The sequence below is a fragment of the Burkholderia sp. AU4i genome (assembly GCF_000466765.1).
In the GTDB taxonomy this organism is placed as follows: Bacteria; Pseudomonadota; Gammaproteobacteria; order Burkholderiales; family Burkholderiaceae; genus Burkholderia; species Burkholderia cepacia.
Map to the genome: position 1 here is coordinate 1 of NZ_ASSI01000077.1, position 20,786 is coordinate 20,786.

A 20,786-nucleotide genomic window follows, 5' to 3' on the forward strand; every position below is an offset into this window, starting at 1 on the left:
ACAGCGTGAACGACAGCAGCCAGCCCGCGATCAGCGCCTGCGAGATCAGCGGCAGCGTGATCGTGAAGAACACCTTCAGCGGCGTCGCGCCGAGATCGAGCGCGGCCTCTTCCAGCGACGGGTTCAGCTCGCGCACGCGCGACTGCACGATGATCGCGACGTACGAGATGCACAGCATCACGTGGCCGAGCCAGATCGTGAAGATGCCGCGCTCGGCCGGCCAGCCGATCCACTTCGCCAGTTCGATGAACAGCAGCAGCAGCGAGATCCCCTGGATCACCTCGGGAATCACGAGCGGCGCGTTGATCATCCCGCTGAACAGCGCGAAACCGCGAAAACGCCCCATCCGCGCGAGCACGAAACCGGCCCAGGTGCCGATGATCACCGACGCGAACGCGGTCAGCACGCCGATCTTCAGCGACAGCCACGCGGCCGTCAGCAGCTCGTCGTCCTCGACGAGCGCCGAGTACCAGCGGAACGAGAACCCCGACCACACGGTGACGAGCTTCGACTCGTTGAACGAATAGACGATCAGGCTGATGATCGGGATGTACAGGAACGCGAAGCCGGCAAACAGCGCCGCGAACTGCAGGTAACGATTCGGCTTCATCGACGGCCTCCCTGCTCCTTCGCCTGGAAGTGCTGGAACATCGCCATCGGCACGAGCAGCAGCAGCACCATCGCGCAGGTCACGGCCGATGCCATCGGCCAGTCTGCGTTGTTGAAGAACTCGTTCCACATCACGCGGCCGATCATCAGCGTGTTCGCGCCGCCGAGCAGCTCGGGAATCACGTACTCACCCACCGCCGGGATGAACACGAGCAGGCAGCCCGCGATGATCCCGTTCTTCGACAGCGGCAGCGTGATCTGCACGAACGCCTTCCACGGTTTCGCGCCGAGGTCGTATGCGGCCTCGAGCAGACGCAGATCCATCTTCACCAGGTGCGCGTACAGCGGCATCACGAGGAACGGCAGGTACGAATACACCATCCCGATGTACACCGCGTAGTTGGTGCGATACAGCTCGATCGGCGTATGCGTGAGGCCGATCCACATCAGGAAGTTGTTCAGCAGCCCGTTGTTCTTCAGGATGCCGATCCACGCGTACACGCGGATCAGGAACGACGTCCAGAACGGCAGCATCACGCCCATCATCAGCAGGTTGCGGGTCGCCGGGTTCGAGCGCGCGATGTAGTACGCCATCGGATAGCCGATCAGCAGGCACAGCAGCGTCGTGATCGCGGCCACCCACACCGAGTTCACGTAGGTCGCGAAATACAGGCTGTCCGTGAACAGGAACGCGTAGTGCGACAGGTTCAGCGCGACGTGCACGACGCCGTCGGTGTACGACGCAAGCTCCGTGTACGGCGGGATACCGAGCTGCAGCTCCGCGAAACTGATCTTGACGACCAGCACGAACGGCACGAGGAAGAACAGCACGAGCCACGTGAACGGGCCGGCCACGACCGCCGTGGCGCCCGTCAGGTTGAAGCGCCGCACCGGCCACGAGAGCATGGACTTGAACGAGGTCATGACGTCAGCACCACGCCGGCAGTCGCGCTCCAGCGCACGTAGATCTCGTCGCCGAGCGACGGCGTGTCGAGCTCCGAAATCGCGAGGCTCGACACGTTCGCGATCACCATCTTGCCGCCGTCGAGCTTCACGTGGTACAGCGAATAGCCGCCCATGTACGCGACGTTGCCGATCCGGCCGCGCGCCCAGTTGAACGCACCTTCGGGCGGCTTGCGCGTGAGCGCGATCCGCTCGGGGCGCACCGACACCGTGACCGGCATCCCGAGCGGGCCCGAGATCCCGTGGCTCACGTACAACCGGCTCGGCAGCTCCGGCGATTCGATGTACACGTGGTCGGGTTCGTCCTCGACGGTCACGCCTTCGAACAGGTTCGTCGAGCCGATGAACTCGGCCGAGAAGCGGCTGTTCGGGTATTCGTACACTTCGTTCGGCGAGCCGATCTGCACGATCTGGCCTTCGCTCATCACCGCGAGGCGATTGGCCATCGTCATCGCTTCTTCCTGATCGTGCGTGACCATGATGCAGGTGACGCCGACCTTGTTCAGGATGTTGACGAGCTCGATCTGCGTGCGCTGGCGGATCTGCTTGTCGAGCGCGGACATCGGCTCGTCGAGCAGCAGCAGCTTCGGGCGCTTGACCAGCGAGCGCGCCAGCGCGACGCGCTGCTGCTGGCCGCCCGACAGCTGGTGCGGCTTGCGCTTCGCGTACTTGCTCATCTGCACGAGTTCGAGCGCCGCGGCCACGCGCTCCTTCAGTTCGGCCTTCGGCGTGCCTTCCTGCTTGAGGCCGAACGCGACGTTCGACTCGACCGACATGTGCGGGAACAGCGCATACGACTGGAACATCATGTTCACGGGCCGCTTGTACGGCGGCATCTGCGCGAGGTCCTCGCCGTCGATCAGGATCTTGCCCGACGTGACCGTCTCGAGGCCCGCGAGCATCCGCAGCAACGTCGACTTGCCGCAGCCCGAGCTGCCGAGCAGCGCGAACAGCTCGCCCTGGCGCACGGTCAGGTTGACGCTGCGCACGGCTTCGGTGTCGCCGAATTTCTTGACGACGTCGACGATCTGGACAAAGTTCTCGGCGCGCGCATCGGCGCCGGAGGAGGAAACGGAGGACGGTGCGCCCGCGACCGGCGCACCCGACTGGCTATTCATGATGTGCTGCATCTCTCCTGCGTTGAACGAACAAAGCCCCCGGGGGCACCAGGGGCTTCATGACTGCTGGGAACGCCGGCTCGCGTCAGCGGCCCGACTTCAGCTCGGTCCACAGACGCGTCTGCAGACGCTGGATTTCAGGCGGCAGCGGCTTGAGCAGGAACAGCGTCTTCACGACGTCGGCCGGCGGATAGACGGCCGGGTCGTTCGCGACGTCGGGCCGCACGTACTTGCGGGCCTCGGCGTTGGCGCTCGGGTAGTACACCGCGTTCGTGATCGCCGCGTGGACCTTCGGATCCTCGATGTAGTTGATCCACTCCAGCGCGGCTTCCTTGTTCTTCGCGTCCTTCGGGATCGCCATCACGTCGAACCACACCGGCGCGCCGCCCTTCGGAATGTAGTACTCGACCTTGTACGACTTCTTCGCCTCGATCGCGCGATGCTTCGCGATCACGACGTCGCCCGACCAGCCGAACGCGAAGCAGATGTCGCCGCCGACCAGGTCGTTGATGTAGCCCGACGAGTTGAATTGCGTGATGTACGGGCGGATCTTCTTCAGCACTTCCATCGCGGCCTTGTAGTCGGCCGGGTTCGTGCTCATCGGATCCTTGCCGATGTAGTGCAGCGTCGCCGCGAACATCTGGTCGGGCGCGTCGAGCACCGACACGCCGCAGGTCTTCAGCTTCGAGATGTTTTCCGGCTTGAACAGGATGTCCCAGTTGTCGAGCGGCACCTTGCCGAGCGCCTGCTGCGCCTTCGTCAGGTTGTACGCGAGACCGGTCGTGCCGTACGCCCAGGGCACCGAGAACTTGTTGCCCGGGTCCGCGCCGGCGACGAGCGCCATCAGTTGCGGATCGAGGTACTTGAGGTTCGGCAGCTTCGACTTGTCGAGCGGCGCGAAGATGCCGGCGGCGATCTGCTTGCCCGCGTAGTTGCTGGTCGGCACGACGATGTCGTAGCCCGAGCTGCCCGTCAGCAGCTTCGCCTGCAGCGTATCGTCGCTGTCGTAGTTGTCGTAGCGAACCTTGACGCCCGTCTGCTTCTCGAAGTTCGGGATCGTGTCCTTCGCAATGTAGTCCGACCAGTTATAGACATTGAGCTGCGTATCCTTCGCCGCTGCCGCCGATGCACCCACGCACAGCGCGAGCGCTGCGAACCGGCCCACTACCTTTGCTTTCATCCCGTTCTCCCTCCGGCCGGACACGTTGCCCGGCTGCCGTCTGCCTCGTCATGGCGGCGCATTCTGGCGCGCCGCCCCTCGAAAACCCCGAAAACTACCATCATTCGCGCCCCGTCACAAAAAAATCATGCCGGTGTCGCGCAAACGGAACAGATATCCCGCTGCCGGCCGGTCAGGCAGCCCGTGCGGCGAGACGTTCCCGGGGAATTCTATCGGGTAATCGGCGGCTGTCCACCGGGAAAGACAGGCGCCGACGAAACCGCGTTCGCCGGCCGGACGCGAGCCGTGCGGCGGCTGCGCCCGAACCCGGCCCTACTGTCACGCCGCTGCACCGGTACGGTATGCCGGCCGCACCCGCCCGACCGACCGGCCGCGATGCATTAAAATGGCGGCTGACGATTCAACTGCGTGAACCCCTCGATGGCCTCCAATCTCCACGACCTGCCCGACAGCCCCTGCATCGGCGTGTGCTCGACCCTCTTCGACGAAGTCTGCAAGGGCTGCGGCCGCACGGCGGCCGAAGTGTCGAACTGGGTGTTCCTGAGCGACGACGAAAAGCGCGCGGTATGGGAGCGCATCCAGCGCGAAGGCACCGCGATGCGCTTCCAGTACGACAAGCTGTAAATCCGCCGCGCAAAAAAAAGCGGCATGCAGACCGCCATGCCGCCAACCCCAACTCTGTTCTGTTTCTGTTCCTGTTTCTGCTCGTTTCCCGCCGCGTCTAGAACTTCATCCCGACGCCCACGCCGACGATCAGCGGATCGATGTGAAGCGTGCCGATGCCCTTGTCGCCGAGCGTCGCATCGGTGCTCATCCAGATCTTCTTCACGTCGACGTTCATGAAGACCTTCTTCGTCAACTGCACGTCCACGCCGAACTGCAATGCCGGGCCGAAGCTGCTCTTGTTGATCGACACGCCCTGCCCGCCGACGTTGAGCCCGTTGTTGTAGAAGTACGTGTAGTTCACGCCCGCGCCGAAATACGGACGCACCTTGCCGGCATGGTTGAAGTGATACTGCAGCAGCAGTGTCGGCGGCAGCACGCCCACGCCGCCGAGATTGCCCAGGCTCGACGTCAGCTGGTGCCGCGACGTGCCGAGAATCAGTTCGACGCCGAGGTAGTCGCGGATCATGTACGTGAAGTCGAGCTCGGGCACGATCGCGTTGTTCACGCCGACGTTGAGCGCGCCCAGCGTGTCGCTCGCGCGTTCGTTCGGCTGGATGCTGATCGCACGCAGCCGGACCAGGACGTCGCCCTGGTTGATGCCTTCGCCCGGCGAAGCCGCGTGCGACAGCGACGGCATCGCGACGAAACTGGCCGCAACGGCGGCAGCGGTGACACAAGTTCGAATCGTTTTAAGCATGGTACGGACCCCCAAAGAATGGTTCCCATTCTCCTCGTAGGGTCTTTTCATGTTCTTGATATCCGTCAAGCCAGCGTAAACGTGGGACGGTTTGCCGCAGGCTCGGTCGCACAGCCCGTCAGCAGCAGGTCGAGCAGGTCGCGCACGCTGCGAATCGCAGGGCCGAACGGCAACGCCTCACGGCCGCGGAAGAACAGCCCGTTCGCGACGTCGCCGCGCAGCGCCGCCGCCAGCCGCGTGTCGATGCAGAAATGGCCGAACTTCTCGATGCCGTCGCGCAACCCGCATACGCTCAGGCATTCGAGCGCGGTCGGGCAGCGCTGCTTCAGCGCGCCGAGCTTGCTGCGGATGCGCGTCTCGTTGCGCAGGTAACGATCGAGCCACGGCGTCTTCACCGCGCGCGCGGGCAGCCCCGTCACGCTGACGAATTCGACGATGTCGTCGGGCGTCGCATCGGCCAGCACGCGCTTGAAGTGCGGATGCGCATCGCCCTCTTCCGTCACCGCGAACGGCGTGCCGACCTGCACGCCGTTCGCGCCGGCCTCGAGCGCCGCGCGCACCGTGTCGTGACTGTTGATCCCGCCCGCAACGATCAGCGGGATCGTTTCGCGTTCGATGCCGAGCGATGCCATCACCTGCGCGGTCTCGTCGAGCACGCGTGCGAAATCGAAACGGCGGTCGTGCATGTCGTCGATCTGCGTGACGCCGAGATGGCCGCCCGCATGCGCCGGATGCTCGATCACGATCGCGTCGGGCAGGCGCCCCTTCTTCATCCACTTCTTCAGCACGAGCGCGATCCCGCGGCTGTCCGACAGGATCGGGATCAGCGCGATGTCGTGTCCTTGCGTGAGATCGGGCAGGTCGAGCGGCAGGCCCGCGCCCATCACGATCGCATCCGCGCCCTCGTCGCATGCGACCCGCACGTAGTCCGCATGCGCGCTCACGGCCTTCATCACGTTGACCGCGATCATCCCGCGTCCTTCACTGTATGTCTTCGCAAGACGGATCTCGCGGGCGAGCGCCTCGAGGTTCGCGGCCTCGAGCGTCGCGCGATCGGGTTGCGCGCGGCAACGCGCGAGCAGGTCCGCATGATGGTGACGCAGGTCGATGCTCGCGATCGTGCCGACCGCGCCTTCACGCGCGACGCTGCCCGCCAGCCGGTGCGCGGAAATGCCGACGCCCATGCCGCCCTGCACGACAGGCAGCAAGGTGCGGCCGCGGATCGTCAGCGGCGGAAAGGAAGTGCGTACGGTCATCTGAAACCTCGTCGGAACATCGGAACCGCGATGATCGACGATCCACCGCCGCGCACCTTGACGACCGTCAATAAAAAAACGGCACCAGCGTGCCGTTTCCGGTTCGTGCGGTGCGAAGCGCTCAGGCAGGCTTCGCGGGCTTGAACTGCATCGACTTGTACTCGAGATATTCCTCGAGCCCGTACACGCCGTTCTCGCGGCCATGCCCCGACTGCTTGTAGCCGCCGAACGGCGCGGCGCCGTTCCACGTGCCGCCGTTGATGTCCACCTGCCCGGTGCGGATACGGCGCGCGATGCCCATCGCGCGTTCGTCGCTGCCGGCCCACACCGCGCCGCCGAGCCCGTACGGCGAGTCGTTCGCGATCCGCACGGCCTCGTCCTCATCGCGATACGTGATGATCGACAGCACCGGCCCGAAGATTTCTTCCTGCGCGATCGTCGATTTCGGATCGACGCGGCCGAACACGGTCGGCTTCACGAAGAAGCCCTTCGTGAGTCCTTCCGGCAGGCCCGTGCCGCCCGTCACGAGCTCCGCGCCTTCGTCGATCCCGCGCTGGATGTAGTCCTGCACACGCTGCTGCTGCACGGCCGACGCAAGCGCGCCGAGACGCGTCGCATCCTGCCGCGGGTCGCCCGCGACGTACGATTCGGCCGCGGCCTTCGCGATCTCGCGCGCTTCGTCGTAGCGCGCTTCCGGAACCAGCATGCGCGTGTGCGCCGAGCAGGTCTGCCCCGCGTTCAGGTAGCACGCGTTGACCGTGCCCTTCACCGCCGTCGCGAAATCGGCATCGTCGAGGATCACCGACGCCGACTTGCCGCCCAGCTCGAGCGCAACGCGCTTGACGCCCGCGGCCGCCAGCTCGGCGACGCGCTTGCCGGCGCGCGTCGAGCCCGTGAACGACACCATGTCGACATCCGGATCGGTGGCCAGCACCTCGCCGACCACGGGGCCGTAGCCGCACACGAGGTTGAACACGCCGGCCGGCAGCCCGGCTTCGTGAATCGCTTCGGCAAGCATGAACGCGTTGAGCGGTGCGACCTCGGACGGCTTCAGGACGACCGTGCAGCCGGCCGCGAGCGCCGGCGCGACCTTCAGCGTCACCTGGTTGAGCGGGTAGTTCCACGGCGTGATCGCCGCGACGACACCCACCGGCTCGCGCACGACGAGCGAGTTGCCGACCTGTGCCTCGAACTCGAACGACTCGGCAAGCTTCGCGTACGTCTTCCAGTTGTAGATCGGGCCGCCGACCTGGATCGCGCGCGACAGCTTGATCGGCATCCCGACTTCGCCGGTGATCGACTGCGCGAGCTCCTCGCTGCGCGCCTGCAGATGCTCGACGATCTTGCGCAGGTAGCCCGCGCGCGTCGAGGCCGGCGTGGCCGCCCACGCGTCGAAGGCCGCGCGCGCCGCGCGGATCGCGTCCTGCGCGTCGGACGCGACGCCTTCCGGAATCCGGCCGATCACGGCTTCGGTGCCCGAGTCGATCACGTCGATCGTGCCGTTGCCGGCCGGCTTGCGCCACGCGCCGTCGATATAGAACTGGTCGTAGATTTTCATCGTTTTCCGCCTCCAGGAAAGCCGACATTCTAGCGAGCGTTTCGGCCGGCCGGTGTGACGATTGACAGCTATTGGAAAGGTCTTTAGCCTCGGCGCCTCATTCATCATAAGAAAGGAGAATGCCTTGAGCATCCTGACCAAAATCGAGGGCGGCTATCTTCAGGTATTGCGCGTGATCGTGCTGTTGTTCGCGACCGCGGTCCTGATCGGCGGGGTCATATTCGGCGCGATCGCACTCGATGCGCGCCTGTCGAAACCGCCGAAGGTCGATTCGGCCATCCAGGTCGATCCTGCATCGTTCGCGTGGGAGAACGGCGTAACCGCCAAGGCCACGCCGGCCGCCGACGGCGCGGCAGCGAAGGACGACAACGCGTCGCCCGCGCTGCGCCTGTCGACGCAACTGTCGGGCATCGTGCAGAAGCACGGCCGGGCGGCCCTGTCGCCGGACTACGCGGTCGATCGCGACGCGTACGAACCGTCGTTCCAGCGCGTGCTCGGCGACGACGACCACCCGGACGTCGCGTACTACGAACAGCAGATCGCGTATCTCGACAAGGTGCTGTCACGCGCGGACGTCGCGGCAAGCGTCAAGAAGAAAGTCACCGCGCACGGCGACGAATATGCGCGCGAGCAGGCGTACACCGACGTCGTGTCGGCGGTCATGCGCGACTTCTCCGAGCGCTACGATGCTCGCCGGACCGCGATCGACAACGAGAAGAAGGCCGCGGAAGAAACGGCTGCCGAGAACGGCCAGACCGCGCGCTTCGCCGGTGTCGCCGCGCTCGTCGCGCTGTATTCGTTCGTGTCGCTCGCGGTGCTGATCATCCTGATCCGCGTCGAGCGCAGCATCCGCTCGATCGCGCGCGCCACGCACACGGCGAACTGAACCCGCGCATCCGCCAGCCCGCGCGCCGGGCTGCGGGGGCCCGGCAACGGGCCCGCTTCGCGGCGCAAGCGGCCGCGTCCTGGTCGCTTCCTGGTCGCTTCCTGGTCGCTTCCTGGTCGCTTCCTGGTCGCATCTTCCCGCGTCGTTCCTCACGCGCTCGCGCACTTTTCGTTCCCGCCGCCCCCCTCATTCCGCCATCGGCCATCCGCGCCGGCGCAGCGTCCGTTTCGCCACCGCCATGTCAGCATCCGCCCGGGTGCGCGGGCGGGCCCGCATCGTGCTATGTTTTTACTATCGGCACCGGCCCGTTGCAACCGGCGCCGCCCGGAATCGACGTATTTCGTGAGCGCTGCCATGTCCGACGCACCCCATACCCTCGGCTCGCAAGACCGCCTCGAGCTGCTTTGCTGGCTCACCTGCGGCAACCTCGGCGCGTTTTACCTCAACGAATCGTGGCCGGACGCCACGTTCCAGGTCCAGGCCGCGCACCGCTGGCTCGACCGCCATCACCGTCAGGCCGACTGGCTCGCGATCGCCAAGCTCGCGGCGCTCGCGCAGGACATCGCCAAGCGGCACGCCGGGTTCGTCGATGCGTCGTGGGCGCGCGACGCGGTCGAGGAAATCGTCGATACCGACGACCTCGACTATCGGGCGAAACTCGTGCAATGGGTCTACGAAGACTGCTGCAAGGCGCTCGCCGACAAGCGGCTGGCCGATTGACGATCGGGACGGCACGCGCGGCGCCGCGCTCCTTTCGTTGACGGGAATGTCAGCCGGAAAGACTGACGGGGGCGGTACGTCGCGCACCGCACCCCGACCCGCGATGCGCGCTTACAGCAGCGATTTCGCCTGCGTCAGCACCTTGTCGCAGATCTGCCTGGTCACCTGCTGCTTCAGTCCGCCGCCGCTCAGGTCGAGCTTGCTGCCATTGCCGGCGTCGAGAACACCGCTCGCGCCGCTGGTATAGCCGCTGTCGGACGACGCGTTGCCGCCGAGCTTGCCCATCAGCGCGTCCTTCACCGACGACGCACCGCCGGATGCCCCGCCGAGATAGTTGTTCTGGATGCAGAACTGCAGCAGGCCCGCGACGTTGCCGGTGCTGCCCGGCATCAGCGACGAACCGCCGCCGCCCGTCAACGCGCCGCCGATGCCGCCGAGGTTGCCGAGCGCACCGCCCGCGCTGCCGCCCGAATCGCCCCCGCCGCCGACCTGCTTCAGGACATCGCCCAGCTGCGCATGCGCCACCGAAAACGGCGCGAGCAACCCGATCAGCGCACCGGCAATGGTCGCGCGGTATAGACGTGCATTCATGTGAAGCCTCCCGGTTGTGACTGCGTGAGTACCGCGAATCGAATCCAAGGATACTCAATCAACCCGTGCATGACAGCCTTCGGAGGCGGCCTGAAACGTCAGGCATCGTGATATCGCCACGATTTGACAAAGCTTGACGGCGCGCCGCGTGCGGACATGCCGGTTTTGCATCCGCGCGCGATCGCCCGCCCGGGTCGCCCGCGCGCGCGAAGCGTCATAGAATCGTCGTCGCCGGCCGCCCGGACCCTCCGGCCCGATCTCGATCCCGAACATGAAGGACGCTCGCGTGACGCTTGGCCATCGATTTCTGCTGTTCGCCGGCGCAGCGGCCGCGCTCGGTTGCGGCGCCGGCACCGCCGGCGCGGCCACGGCCACGGCCGCCGCCGCATGCCCTTCGCCGTCGTTCGAGCGCTATCCGGCACCCGCCGCAAGCGCACCGCGCAAGCCGGCCGCGGCACCACGCCTGACCACCCGGGAAGCCCGCCTCTACCGCACCGTCATTCGCGACGAATTCACGCAGCCGGCCAACTTTGCCGGCCACTACCGCGTCGCGACCTGGGGTTGCGGAACGGATTGCCGGAATTTCGCGATCGTCGACAAGTACACGGGTGCGACGTACACGATGCCCGGCGTACAGGCCATCGCAGGCGTGACGGGCAACGACGAGGAGCGCGTCGATTTCCGGCCCGGCAGTACGCTGCTGATCGTCGCGGGTTGCTTCAACGACGACTGCGACTACAACGACGCGAAGGCGGCCCGGTTCTTCTACGAGTGGACCGGTACGCGCTTGCGTCGGGTCGGCACCTGTCCGTTGGCCATCGAGCCGCGCGAGTAGCCGGTAGCCGGTAGCCAGCTGCCGCTCGCCGCGACTTGCGCTATCGTTCCCCCGGTACACCCTGAACGGCGCACCCACCTGCGATGCCCATTTGCCTCAGTTTCGATGACGGCCCCGGCCCGTCGACGCCCCTCCTGCTCGACGTCCTGCACGCCGCGTCGTGCCGCGCGACCTTCTTCCTGCTCGGCCGGAATCTGGCAGGCGCGCTCGATGTGGCCGCACGCATGGCACGCGAAGGCCACCGGCTCGGCAACCACACCCGTTCGCACGCGAAGCCGGGCACGCTGTCGGACGACGCGTTGATCGACGAGATCGAGACGACCGACGCGCTGATCCGCGATGCCTACCGCGAGGCACGCGTGCCCGCGCCGGATGCGATCCCGCTGCGCCTGCCTTATGGACTGATGCCGCAGGACAGTCGCGCCCGCGTGCTCGCACGGCTGCAACGCGAACACACCGGCTGGACCGCGATCCTCGACGACTGGCAGCGACCGGCGCCGTCGCCGCAGGCGCTGTTCGACGCGATGTGCGCCCATGTCGACGCCAGCACGTCACGGCAGCGCGACGTGCTGTTCTGCATGCACGACGGATCGCGGCACGGCGAGGCGCGGCCCAACACGGTCGAAGCCGTGCGCCTGTTCCTGAATCGGCCGCGCTGACGTGGCATCCGGCCGTCGTCAGGGCGCAGCGCCGTCCAGCAACTGCCGCCAGCCGCCGAGAAAACCGATGCCGGGCCCCGGCACCCACAGGCCGCGCTGCGCGGCTTCCAGGTGAATCAGCGTCTGGTCCGCGCAGAACAGGGCCATCAGCGCGTCGCGGTGGTCATGCATCCAGTCAGGCACGGCATCGGGCCGCGTAGCCGCATAGGCCTGCAGGCCGGCATCCCAGCGGCGCGCGTCGAATACGAAGCGATCGTCCCGGCCCGCATCGCGCGACAGCGCAAACAGCGCAAAGGCCGCTTCGAGCCACTGCGCGCCCTGCCCGACGTCGTCGAAATCGAGCACGCCGTTCACGGCGCCCCCTACGTACAGCAGGTTGCCCGCGTGATAGTCGCCGTGCAGCCAGTGCACCGTGCCCGTCAGCCAGCGTGCGGCAGCGTCCAGATGCGCGCCGATCCGACGGATCATCGTCCCGTACCGGTCGCTCAGGTTCCCCGGCAACGGCGGCGCGGCACGCGCGGCTACGCGTGCGTGCCGCGCCGACAGCCAGGCCAGCGGCGCCGATTCGGTCACGGGAATCGCCGCCAGCGCCGCATGCAGATGCGCGAGCGCACGCATCGCGTCGATCGCGCCCGTCTCCGCTTCGGGCGGCAGGCCGGGGCTGCCGTCGATATGCTCGAACAGATGCAGCCAGCTTCCGTCAGGCAGCCGCACGCCGGATTGCGCGTCGACGGTCGGCCGCAGGCGCGGCAGCGCCGGCAGCATCGGCGCCGCCCGCGTCTCACCGAGATGACCGAGTATCGCCGCCTCGCGATCCACCTGCCCGACCGGCTTGCCGGACCACGACACGCGCAGCACCGCGCGCCCCGCGTCGCACTCGACGAGATACGTTTTGTTAGTATGGCCCGACGCCAGCGCCTGCATGCGTGCAGGCCCGATGTTCCAATACCGGTGAAGCCACGGTTCCAGCGTTTTCACGTCACTCCTACTCGTTGCATTGACCATGTCAGAGCGTCCTTCGGCCCGCATGCGGGACATCAACATCGAATGGCTGACGCGCGCCGCCGAATTCGACCACCTGTTCCAGACGCGCTGGCTCGGCGAGCGCTTCTTCCACTTGCCCGGCGACATGCTCGCGCTCCAGGAACTGATCTGGCGCGAGCGTCCCGACTGCATCGTGCAGACCGGCATCGCGGCGGGCGGCGGCGTCGTGTTCTCCGCGTCGATGCTGGCGCTGAACGGCGATCGCGGCCGTGTCGTCGCGATCGAGCCACGCCTGCGCGACGACGTCAGGCAGCGCCTGCAGTCGCATCGGCTCGCCGATCGCATGGTGCTGATCGAAGGCGAGTCGTGCGCGGCCGACACGCTCGCATCGGTGCGCGCGCAGATCCCGCAGGATGCGCGCGTGATGGCGATCCTCGACCTCACGCATACCCATCCGCACGTGCTGCGCGAACTCGAATGCTATGCGCCGCTCGTGACGCCGGGCAGTTACGCGATCGTGATGGATACCGTGATGGAACACCTGCCCGCGTCGATGTTCGACGGCAAGCCGTACGGCAAAGGCAACAACCCGGCCACCGCCGTGCGCGACTATCTCGGCCGCGACGACCGGTTCGAGGTCGACTACGACATCGAAGACCGCGTACTCATGACGCTGTCGCCAGGCGGCTTCCTGAAGCGAGTTCGCTGATCAGGCGCGCGGCCTCCGCCGAGCCGTCACGCGCGTAGCTCGCACGGATCCGCGCCGCCTGCTCGCGCAACGAACCGGGGCGCAACAGGCACGCGAGCGCATCGGCAATGTCGGCCACGCCGGCGCGCTGCAGATCCAGCACGCGCCCCGCGCCGGCCCGCTCGACGAAGTGCGCCGAATGAAACTGGTCGTTGCAGAACGGCGACAGCAACATCGGCACGCCGCATGCAAGCGATTCCATCACCGAATTCGCGCCACCATGGCTCACGAACGCGTGCGTGCGTCGCAGCAGCGCCAGTTGCGGCACGTAACGCACCGCGATGACACGCGCGTCGTCGGCCGGCAGCAGATTCGCATCGACCAGTTCGCCCACCGACAACACCAGTTGCGCCGGCGTCGCACGCGCCGCCTCGATGACTTTCGCGAACACATCGGGATGGTAATAAAGCTGGCTGCCGAGCGACATGTAGACGAGCGGACGATCGGCATCGAGCCGCTCCCACGGGAACGGCGTCTCGTCGCCACGCGGGCCGGACGGCAGCGCGGGGCCGACCAGATCGACACCGGGCGGCGGCGCGCCGACCAGCGCGTCGGTCGTGAACGCGAGCGTCAGGTGCGGCGACAGGATGTCGCAACCGCGAAAGCGCGCATCGAGCCCGTAGCGCGCGAACAGCCGGGTGCGTTCCGGCGCCAGCCATCGCACCGTGCGCAGCAATTCGGAGTCGAGATCGTCCGGCAGCACCGGATTCAGCGAATTCGACATCGCCACCCACGGCAGCCCCTCCAGCTCGGCGGCGATCGCCGCCGCATAGAGCAGCGGATCGATCACGACCACGTCGGGCCGCCAGTCGCGCAGCACCGCGCGGATGCCGTCCACCTGTGCGGGCGCCAGGTCGATCAGCAGCGTGCGGATCCAGTGCCGCAGCCAGTCCGCGTCGCGGATGTTCGCGGCGAAGCTCGCACCGCGCGACAGGTCGTGACGCTCGGGTGTCTCGCGCGGCCCGACGAACGCGAAGCCGCCGGCGCCGTCGAGCTGGGCGCTGATGTCGGCCGGCGCATAGAACGCGACGTCGCAACCGGCGGCGCGCAGATGCTGGGCCGGGCCGATGCACGGGTTGACGTGCCCTTTCTCGGGCACCACGCAGAACAGGATGCGTTTCATGAGCGGCTCAGGTTGGGCGATGCGCGGCATCGAGGGGGGTGTCGAGGCGGTTGAAATGATCGAGGATCAGCGACAGCGTCGTCCACAGCACGCGTTCGTTGTCCGTTTGCAGCGTGGGCGCGTCCAGACCGAGCGTGTCGGCCAGCGCGCGCGTGCGGTCGCGATCGAGCAGCGTCGCGAGATCCATCGCCGGGGCGAGCCGCCCGCGCTTGGGGCCATGCACGAGCCGGTCCGGCAGGTTCAGGCGCGCACCGAGATCGCGCAGGCATTGCTTGTCCGGATCGGGTGCGATGCTGGTCAGATGCGCGACGACGGCATCGTCGACGAACGGCGGATGCAGGTCGACCGACGCCGCATCGAACAACGCATGGCACAGCGGCAGATAGTTGGCCGACTGGTCGCGGCGCAGCACCTGGTCCGCGCCGTCGCCGGTGATGGCCACCTCGACGCCGTCCGCGGCCATCGCCTCGGCCAGCAGCAGCTTCGCGACCGGATGCAGGTTGAACATCGGCTCCTCGACCGCATGGGTCGTTCTCGGCAGCGCCGCGACGAAATCCGCCTCGTTCACGCGCACGAGCTTCACGTTCGCCTGCATCTGCCCGGCCAGTTCGAGTGCCGCATCGCGTTCGCAATAGTCCGGCATGTCGGTCACGAGGATGTAGGACGTCACGTGCCGCTGCGCGCCGAGTTCGCGCAGCAGCGCAAGCAGCAACGCCGAATCGAGCCCGCCGCTCAACGCCAGCGCAACGCGCTTGCCGCTGTCGAGCGCACGTTGCAGCGACGCGCGCAGCACGGTTTCCAGATCCGCGTGCTGCGGCCGCCCGGGTGCCGGCTGAACGGCCAGCCCTTGCGGCGAACGGATCAGCGCATGGCCGGGCGGCACCGCGCGCACGTCGCGCAGCACGGTGCGGCCGGCCAGACGCTCGCCGCTCAGGTAGCCCGCGATGGCCGCCGCGTCCGGCTCGCCGGCCGGTTGCGCCGACGCGCGCAGGACGGCCCGGATGCCGGACGCCGCCGTGCCGCTGCGCGGATGGTAGTGAAGCCGGTCGAAGCCGAACAGGTCGCGCGTGCCGACGATCATGGATAACGAGCCTTCAAGGAGTCCACTTCAATGCGTTTGAGGATGCGATGCGGCGCCACCGGCGCGCTGCCGCCCTGGCAATGCAGGCACGCTTCGAGCGGCGCCTCGCGTTGCAGATAGGCGAGCATCGCGTCGAGCATGCCCGCGTCGTCGCGCAGCGGCAGGCCGTCGGATCGAAAATCCTTCTCGCCCTTGTAGAGCGTGTGGAAATGCGCGGGACGCGTGCACGTATAGAACATGCCGTCGCGAATCATATGGCAGCGCTCGCGAATCCAGCAATCGTGATAAAGGCGCTGCGCGGCGTCCCGGTCGGTGCCGGGCTGCGCACGGTTCATCGTCGTGAACACGTCCTGCACCTTCCAGTTCAGGCGCACGTCGAAGCGCGCGGCCTGTTGCTCGATGTGCGCGACCAGGTCGGCCGAAAGCGACGGCTTCGGATAGCGCGAGATCGTCAGCGCATCCACCGCCTGCCAGAACGCGTCCGTCATCTCGCCGAGCTTCAGGCCATTCGTCGTGACGGAGATCACGGGCGCGATACCCGTGGCGCGCACGCGCCCGACGAGCTCGACGAGCGCCGGATGCAGCAGCGGTTCGCCGCCGACCAGCTTGAACATGCGCGGGCGCAGCACCTTCGCCGCACGGCGCAGGTCGGCCTCGAGCGATGCAGGGCTCGCGTACCACTCGGGCAGAAGCGGCGACAGCGAGCAGCATTCCGCGCACGTCAGGTTGCAGTGGTCGACGATATGCGCTTCCAGCGAGCGCGTCAGGACGCGCCCGTCTTCGACACGGTAGTCGCGATCCAGCGGCGGCGGAAATACGTGCTGCCGCTCGCTCGGCGGCGACGTCGAAGGCGACATCCGGTTCAGGTTCGAATTCACTTCAGCGTCCTGCTTCGATGCAACGGGAAAAGAAATCGACCAGGCGGTCGCGGGCATCCACCATCGCGGATGCCATCGTCACCGCGCCGCTCAGATGCGACGCGAAGCGCGACGGATCGTCGAGCCAGCCTTGCACGATCCAGAGCTTGAGCGCGTGCTGCAGGCATGCGGCATCGACCGCCCAGGCAATGCGTGCGGGATCCAACGGCCGCACCCGCCGGTATGCGCGCACGAACGCTTCCGCCAATTGCGGCGCTTCCAGCGGCAAATGATTCAGGCAACGCACCAGTTCGTATTCGCGCGGCGCGCCGATCGTCGCTTCCCAGTCGAGGATCAGCGGCGGCAGCGTGCCCGTGAACAGATAGTTGAACTGGTTGTAGTCGTTGTGGATCGGGTGCTGCGGATCGTCGGCGGGAAACGCGTCGATGCTGCCCGGATAGTAGCGGTCGAGCATGCGCAGCGCGAGATCGACGTAGCGGCGCAGGTTCGCGGCGTTCTCGTTCGAGCGTGCGCGATTCAACGCATCGCGCAGACTGCGCCGCACCGCATCCGCGTCGATCGCGATCAACCGCGCACGGATCGTGTCGAGCGACGGCAGTTGAAGCCGCTCGAGACCCAGGTGCAACGCGGCCAGGCTCGCGCCCAGCGCATCCCATTCGGCCGGCGAAAACGTGTCGTAGGTTCTGAACTGCCCGGGTTCCCAGCGGGTAAGCATCGCGTGGGCGTTCGCCCCCGTCCACAGCGGTGCGCCGGCTGCCGTGCGTTTCAGCGCCTGCACATGGAAACGTGTATCGCCGTGCGTCTCGAAGTGCGCGAGCACCGCCGCTTCCCTGGCCGCACGCGCCTGATGCCCGGCCGCGTAGAGCTTGACCGCCACGCCGCCGTCATCGGTCGGCAGGTGCCACACGCGTTCGCTGACCTGGCGCGGCGGCCCGCTACGGCCGAGCGCGCAGGCTTCCAGGATCTCGTCGAAGGTCGCGGCGAGCGGGCCCATTCAGATGTGCTCGGCCGGCCCGTGCCGATACGGATGACCGGTCAGGAACGTGTTGTGTCCGACATAGCGCAGCTTGTACATCGCGGGCCGGAACAGCACCGAAGGATCGTTGTTCGCGATGCCGAGCAGCGGATACAGGTCCTGACGCACGAAGAATGCGTTGTTGCCCATGTCGTCGCAGCAGACGAGCTCATAACCCTTCTGCCTGCCGAGGTGCACGAGCGATTCGAGGCTCGCGCCGTAGTAGGTCGAGCCGTCCCATTCGTGATCCGGGTTGAAGCACATGACCCAACGCTCGGGCGGCGTGTAGTACGGGTTGTATTCGATCACGACGATGCGCGGCTTGAACGCCTGCAGGCCGCCCCAGACCCAGTAGTCGTTGCCGTCGATGTCGATCGACAGCAGGTCGAAGTCGGTCGGCGTGTTCGCGTCGGCGAGCAGATGATCGACCGTGTCGGGCTGGACGCGGTCGTGATGCAGGCGGATGCGCGCTGCACCCGCGTAGTGCGCGGCCAGCTTGCCGAACCGGTACGCGCTGCCTTCCACCAGCACGCCGGCCCAGTCCTGTTCGCGCAACAACCGGGCGGTGTTGCTGTTGCGCAGGCCGTCGCTGGCGCCGATATCGACGCAGAACCGGTTGACCGGCGTGATCCGCTCCATCAGGCGCGACAGGATGCCCTCCTCGGTGCCCTGCGCGTACAGGCTTTGCGCAAGGCCGGACAGGTCGAGCGGGAGAGGATGGTCCGGCATCGGGGGCGGCTCCGGGTCGAAATGGGGAATGATGATTGGCGTTCGGTGGGTAATTTACCCGAAGTCGATTGATGGGAGGAAACCGGAATGAGACACGCTGCCGGGTTGCGCGGCAAGCGGAAATGAAAAAAGCCCGCATCGACAACGCTGTCGATGCGGGCTCGATTTACTTCCGGCGGTTCGCTCCGTGGGGACGGCTGGAGGTACTGCTTGCCTGCCCAGCCGCGCCCCTTGGCCGGAGGAACGCTCAGGACACTTATTCCTGCCCCTGGCTCGTCAGGAACTCCTCGTAATTCCCGCCGAAATCGAACAGCGTGCCGTCCGTGCGCACTTCGATGATCCGGTTCGCCAGCCCGCTCACGAATTCGCGGTCGTGCGACACGAAGATCAGCGTGCCTTCGAACTGCTCGAGCGCGATCTGCAGCGACTCGATCGATTCCATGTCCATGTGGTTGGTCGGCTCGTCCATCAGCAGCACGTTGTGGCGGCCGAGCATCAGCTTGCCCCAGATCATGCGGCCCTTCTCGCCGCCCGACAGCACCTTCACCGACTTCTTGATGTCGTCCGACGAGAACAGCAGGCGGCCCAGCGTGCCGCGCACCATCGTTTCGTCGTCGCCGTCCTTGCGGTACTGGTCGATCCAGTCCATCAGCGTGATGTCGTTCGGGAACTCCTCGTACGTGTCCTGCGGCATGTAGCCGACATTCGCGTTCTCGGACCACTTCACCGTGCCGTGCTCGAGCGGGAGCGCGCCGAGCAGCGAACGCAGCAGCGTCGTCTTGCCCGCGCCGTTCTCGCCGATGATCGCGATCCGCTCGCCCGGCTGCACCGACAGGTTGAAGTTCTGGAAGATCGTGCGCTCGTACTTCTTCGTGATGTCTTCCGCGACCACCGCGACGTTGTGCAGCTTCTTCTCGAACTCGAAGCGGATGAACGGGTTCTGACGCGACGACGGCTTGAATTCCTCGATCTTGATCTTGTCGATCTGCTTCGCGCGGCTCGTTGCCTGACGGGCCTTCGACTTGTTCGCCGAGAAGCGGCGCACGAAGTCCTGCAGCTCGGCCACGCGCTCCTTCGCACGCGCGTTCGCCGCGGCCTGGCGCTCGCGCGCCTGTGCCGATGCGAGCATGTAGTCGTCGTAGTTGCCCGGCCAGACCTTCAGCGTGCCGTAGTCCATGTCGGCCATGTGCGTGCACACCGAGTTCAGGAAGTGACGATCGTGCGAGATGATGATCATCGTCGAGTTGTACTCGTTGAGCGTGTGCTCGAGCCAACGGATCGAGTTGATGTCGAGGTTGTTGGTCGGTTCGTCGAGCAGCAGCACGTCCGGCTTCGAGAACAGCGCCTGCGCGAGCAGCACGCGCAGCTTCCAGCCCGGTGCGACGTCGCTCATCGTGCCGTTGTGGAATTTCTCCTCGATGCCGATGCCGAGCAGCAGCGCGCCCGCGCGCGCCTCGGCGTCGTAGCCGCCGTATTCGGCGAACTTGCCTTCGAGCTCGGCGGCGTGCATGTAGTCGTCGTCGGTGGCTTCCGGGTTCGCGTAGATCGCGTCGCGCTCGGTCATCGCGGCCCACATCTCGGTGTGGCCCATCATCACGACGTCGAGCACGCGCACGTCTTCATACGCGAACTGGTCCTGGCGCAACTTGCCCAGGCGCACGTTCGGCTCCAGCGCGACGATGCCGGCGCTCGGCTCGAGGTCGCCGCCGAGGATCTTCATGAAGGTCGACTTGCCACAGCCGTTCGCGCCGATCAGACCGTAGCGGTTGCCCTCGCCGAATTTGACCGAGATATTCTCGAACAAGGGCTTCGGCCCGAATTGCATCGTGATGTTGGCAGTAGAAAGCACGGCAGGTCCCGTAAGAGAGAAATCGACGGAAAACCGTGTATTTTAGCAGGTGTCGGAGAAACTGCCGACCGCCCCGCCCCGACGGCGTATTCCCGGCCCTCCCGGCCCGCCGCCCGGCGGCCCGTCAACACGACGGCACGCGCTCCACCGCCGTCTCACCGGAACCCCCGCATGCTTGCCAGCCAGCTTCGCGAACAACTCGTCGGCGCATGGCGCCTCGTGTCCTACGAAATCCGCCCGCGCGACGGCAGTACCGTCACCTATCCGCTCGGCCGCGACGCACGCGGCTGGATCCTCTATACGCCCGACGGCTATATGTCCGCCCAGTTGATGGCGGCCGGCCGCCCGCCCTACGCGGACGGCGACCTGCAGGGCGGCAGCGTCGAGGAACGCGCGGCCGCGGCGCACGGCTACATCGCCTATTCCGGCCCCTTTAACGTCGACGACGACGGCACGTTGACCCATGAAATGGACGTCAGCCTGTATCCGAACTGGATCGGCAACGTCCAGCAGCGTGTGGTCAGCCTGGACGGCGACCGGCTGCAACTCGGCACCGCCGAACCGGTACGGATCGGCGGCCGGGAAGTCGAGCCGGTGATCGTCTGGGTACGCGCCGGCCGCTGAGCGCGCCCCTGATGGCG

General features: G+C 66.7%; 22 protein-coding genes. 7 read left to right on the top strand and 15 right to left on the bottom strand.

Annotated elements, in window-relative coordinates; genetic code table 11:
• From L810_RS18210 to L810_RS18225, 4 genes are all read right to left on the bottom strand, one after another.
• On the bottom strand, positions 1–610 hold a 610-nt coding region (locus tag L810_RS18210), incomplete at its 3' end, for an ABC transporter permease subunit (RefSeq protein ID WP_042975213.1).
• Positions 607–1,533: an ABC transporter permease subunit gene (locus L810_RS18215; RefSeq protein ID WP_021159750.1), complete on the bottom strand. Its 927-nt coding sequence runs from the start codon at positions 1,531–1,533 to the stop codon at positions 607–609. The genes L810_RS18215 and L810_RS18210, both read right to left, overlap by 4 nt.
• A complete protein-coding gene (locus L810_RS18220; protein WP_042975216.1) occupies positions 1,530–2,690 on the bottom strand; it encodes an ABC transporter ATP-binding protein in 1,161 nt (386 codons plus the stop codon). The genes L810_RS18215 and L810_RS18220 overlap by 4 nt, the downstream gene beginning before the upstream one ends.
• Positions 2,691–2,775: 85 nt before the next feature.
• Positions 2,776–3,870, bottom strand: a complete 1,095-nt coding sequence (locus tag L810_RS18225) for a polyamine ABC transporter substrate-binding protein (RefSeq protein WP_027787297.1) — start codon at positions 3,868–3,870, stop codon at positions 2,776–2,778.
• Positions 3,871–4,290: 420 nt separating this feature from the next.
• On the opposite strand from L810_RS18225, the gene L810_RS18230 reads away from it, so the two are divergent.
• The gene (locus L810_RS18230; RefSeq protein WP_021159754.1) at positions 4,291–4,494 is read left to right on the top strand and encodes a DUF1289 domain-containing protein; all 204 of its coding nucleotides are present in this window, start codon (positions 4,291–4,293) and stop codon (positions 4,492–4,494) included.
• 97 nt (positions 4,495–4,591) lie between these two features.
• Here the strand turns inward: L810_RS18230 and L810_RS18235 are convergent, their stop codons facing one another.
• The 3 genes from L810_RS18235 to L810_RS18245 form a co-directional block, all read right to left on the bottom strand.
• Positions 4,592–5,233, bottom strand: coding sequence for an OmpW/AlkL family protein (locus L810_RS18235; RefSeq protein WP_021159755.1), 642 nt, complete (start codon positions 5,231–5,233; stop codon positions 4,592–4,594).
• Positions 5,234–5,298: 65 nt separating this feature from the next.
• Positions 5,299–6,489 (bottom strand): NAD(P)H-dependent flavin oxidoreductase, encoded by a 1,191-nt coding sequence (locus L810_RS18240; RefSeq protein WP_021159756.1) that lies wholly within the window; start codon positions 6,487–6,489, stop codon positions 5,299–5,301.
• A 121-nt stretch (positions 6,490–6,610) separates the two neighbouring features.
• Positions 6,611–8,047, bottom strand: a complete 1,437-nt coding sequence (locus L810_RS18245) for an aldehyde dehydrogenase family protein (protein ID WP_021159757.1) — start codon at positions 8,045–8,047, stop codon at positions 6,611–6,613.
• 124 nt (positions 8,048–8,171) lie between these two features.
• Here L810_RS18245 and L810_RS18250 point away from each other — a divergent pair, with 124 nt between their 5' ends.
• Together L810_RS18250 and L810_RS18255 are read left to right on the top strand one after the other, a co-directional pair.
• Positions 8,172–8,933 carry a hypothetical protein gene (locus tag L810_RS18250; protein ID WP_021159758.1) on the top strand — a complete coding sequence of 254 codons (762 nt, stop codon included), beginning with the start codon at positions 8,172–8,174 and terminating at the stop codon, positions 8,931–8,933.
• A 354-nt stretch (positions 8,934–9,287) separates the two neighbouring features.
• Positions 9,288–9,653, top strand: coding sequence for a hypothetical protein (locus tag L810_RS18255; RefSeq protein WP_027787292.1), 366 nt, complete (start codon positions 9,288–9,290; stop codon positions 9,651–9,653).
• Between the two features lie 111 nt (positions 9,654–9,764).
• Here L810_RS18255 and L810_RS18260 read toward each other — a convergent pair whose 3' ends face one another.
• Positions 9,765–10,244, bottom strand: a complete 480-nt coding sequence (locus L810_RS18260) for a DUF2501 domain-containing protein (protein WP_021159760.1) — start codon at positions 10,242–10,244, stop codon at positions 9,765–9,767.
• 286 nt (positions 10,245–10,530) lie between these two features.
• On the opposite strand from L810_RS18260, the gene L810_RS18265 reads away from it, so the two are divergent.
• Together L810_RS18265 and L810_RS18270 are read left to right on the top strand one after the other, a co-directional pair.
• A complete protein-coding gene (locus tag L810_RS18265) occupies positions 10,531–11,079 on the top strand; it encodes a hypothetical protein (protein ID WP_021159761.1) in 549 nt (182 codons plus the stop codon).
• Between the two features lie 83 nt (positions 11,080–11,162).
• Complete coding sequence (locus L810_RS18270) at positions 11,163–11,738, top strand: polysaccharide deacetylase family protein (protein ID WP_021159762.1); 576 nt, start codon at positions 11,163–11,165, stop codon at positions 11,736–11,738.
• 18 nt (positions 11,739–11,756) lie between these two features.
• Here L810_RS18270 and L810_RS18275 read toward each other — a convergent pair whose 3' ends face one another.
• On the bottom strand, positions 11,757–12,716 hold the full coding sequence (locus L810_RS18275; protein ID WP_021159763.1) for a phosphotransferase: 960 nt from the start codon (positions 12,714–12,716) through the stop codon (positions 11,757–11,759).
• 25 nt (positions 12,717–12,741) lie between these two features.
• Between L810_RS18275 and L810_RS18280 the strand changes: the two genes are divergently transcribed.
• Entirely contained in the window at positions 12,742–13,431 is a 690-nt protein-coding gene (locus L810_RS18280) for a cephalosporin hydroxylase family protein (RefSeq protein ID WP_042975196.1), read from the top strand.
• Here the strand turns inward: L810_RS18280 and L810_RS18285 are convergent.
• From L810_RS18285 to L810_RS18310, 6 genes are all read right to left on the bottom strand, one after another.
• Entirely contained in the window at positions 13,388–14,593 is a 1,206-nt protein-coding gene (locus tag L810_RS18285) for a glycosyltransferase (RefSeq protein ID WP_021159765.1), read from the bottom strand. The genes L810_RS18280 and L810_RS18285 overlap by 44 nt on opposite strands.
• A gap of 7 nt (positions 14,594–14,600) precedes the next feature.
• Complete coding sequence (locus L810_RS18290) at positions 14,601–15,674, bottom strand: asparagine synthase-related protein (RefSeq protein WP_021159766.1); 1,074 nt, start codon at positions 15,672–15,674, stop codon at positions 14,601–14,603.
• Positions 15,671–16,531, bottom strand: a complete 861-nt coding sequence (locus tag L810_RS18295; RefSeq protein ID WP_155836291.1) for a 4Fe-4S cluster-binding domain-containing protein — start codon at positions 16,529–16,531, stop codon at positions 15,671–15,673. The genes L810_RS18290 and L810_RS18295 overlap by 4 nt, the downstream gene beginning before the upstream one ends.
• Positions 16,532–16,553: 22 nt before the next feature.
• Positions 16,554–17,546, bottom strand: coding sequence for a phosphotransferase enzyme family protein (locus L810_RS18300; RefSeq protein ID WP_021159768.1), 993 nt, complete (start codon positions 17,544–17,546; stop codon positions 16,554–16,556).
• Positions 17,547–18,296 (bottom strand): FkbM family methyltransferase, encoded by a 750-nt coding sequence (locus tag L810_RS18305; protein ID WP_021159769.1) that lies wholly within the window; start codon positions 18,294–18,296, stop codon positions 17,547–17,549. It lies immediately after the preceding gene.
• Positions 18,297–18,552: 256 nt separating this feature from the next.
• Positions 18,553–20,145, bottom strand: a complete 1,593-nt coding sequence (locus tag L810_RS18310) for an ABC-F family ATPase (protein ID WP_021159770.1) — start codon at positions 20,143–20,145, stop codon at positions 18,553–18,555.
• A 171-nt stretch (positions 20,146–20,316) separates the two neighbouring features.
• Between L810_RS18310 and L810_RS18315 the strand changes: the two genes are divergently transcribed.
• Complete coding sequence (locus L810_RS18315) at positions 20,317–20,769, top strand: lipocalin-like domain-containing protein (RefSeq protein ID WP_021159771.1); 453 nt, start codon at positions 20,317–20,319, stop codon at positions 20,767–20,769.
• The last annotated feature ends 17 nt before the right edge of the window (positions 20,770–20,786 follow it).

Coding starts and splice junctions, on each gene's coding strand:
- L810_RS18300 (WP_021159768.1), bottom strand. CDS start 17,546: ATGGGCCCGCTCGCCGCGACCTTCGACGAGATCCTGGAAGCCTGCGCG.
- L810_RS18230 (WP_021159754.1), top strand. CDS start 4,291: ATGGCCTCCAATCTCCACGACCTGCCCGACAGCCCCTGCATCGGCGTG.
- L810_RS18215 (WP_021159750.1), bottom strand. CDS start 1,533: ATGACCTCGTTCAAGTCCATGCTCTCGTGGCCGGTGCGGCGCTTCAAC.
- L810_RS18240 (WP_021159756.1), bottom strand. CDS start 6,489: ATGACCGTACGCACTTCCTTTCCGCCGCTGACGATCCGCGGCCGCACC.
- L810_RS18220 (WP_042975216.1), bottom strand. CDS start 2,690: ATGAATAGCCAGTCGGGTGCGCCGGTCGCGGGCGCACCGTCCTCCGTT.
- L810_RS18285 (WP_021159765.1), bottom strand. CDS start 14,593: ATGAAACGCATCCTGTTCTGCGTGGTGCCCGAGAAAGGGCACGTCAAC.
- L810_RS18225 (WP_027787297.1), bottom strand. CDS start 3,870: ATGAAAGCAAAGGTAGTGGGCCGGTTCGCAGCGCTCGCGCTGTGCGTG.
- L810_RS18295 (WP_155836291.1), bottom strand. CDS start 16,531: ATGTCGCCTTCGACGTCGCCGCCGAGCGAGCGGCAGCACGTATTTCCG.
- L810_RS18270 (WP_021159762.1), top strand. CDS start 11,163: ATGCCCATTTGCCTCAGTTTCGATGACGGCCCCGGCCCGTCGACGCCC.
- L810_RS18255 (WP_027787292.1), top strand. CDS start 9,288: ATGTCCGACGCACCCCATACCCTCGGCTCGCAAGACCGCCTCGAGCTG.
- L810_RS18280 (WP_042975196.1), top strand. CDS start 12,742: ATGTCAGAGCGTCCTTCGGCCCGCATGCGGGACATCAACATCGAATGG.
- L810_RS18235 (WP_021159755.1), bottom strand. CDS start 5,233: ATGCTTAAAACGATTCGAACTTGTGTCACCGCTGCCGCCGTTGCGGCC.
- L810_RS18260 (WP_021159760.1), bottom strand. CDS start 10,244: ATGAATGCACGTCTATACCGCGCGACCATTGCCGGTGCGCTGATCGGG.
- L810_RS18290 (WP_021159766.1), bottom strand. CDS start 15,674: ATGATCGTCGGCACGCGCGACCTGTTCGGCTTCGACCGGCTTCACTAC.
- L810_RS18305 (WP_021159769.1), bottom strand. CDS start 18,296: ATGCCGGACCATCCTCTCCCGCTCGACCTGTCCGGCCTTGCGCAAAGC.
- L810_RS18245 (WP_021159757.1), bottom strand. CDS start 8,047: ATGAAAATCTACGACCAGTTCTATATCGACGGCGCGTGGCGCAAGCCG.
- L810_RS18315 (WP_021159771.1), top strand. CDS start 20,317: ATGCTTGCCAGCCAGCTTCGCGAACAACTCGTCGGCGCATGGCGCCTC.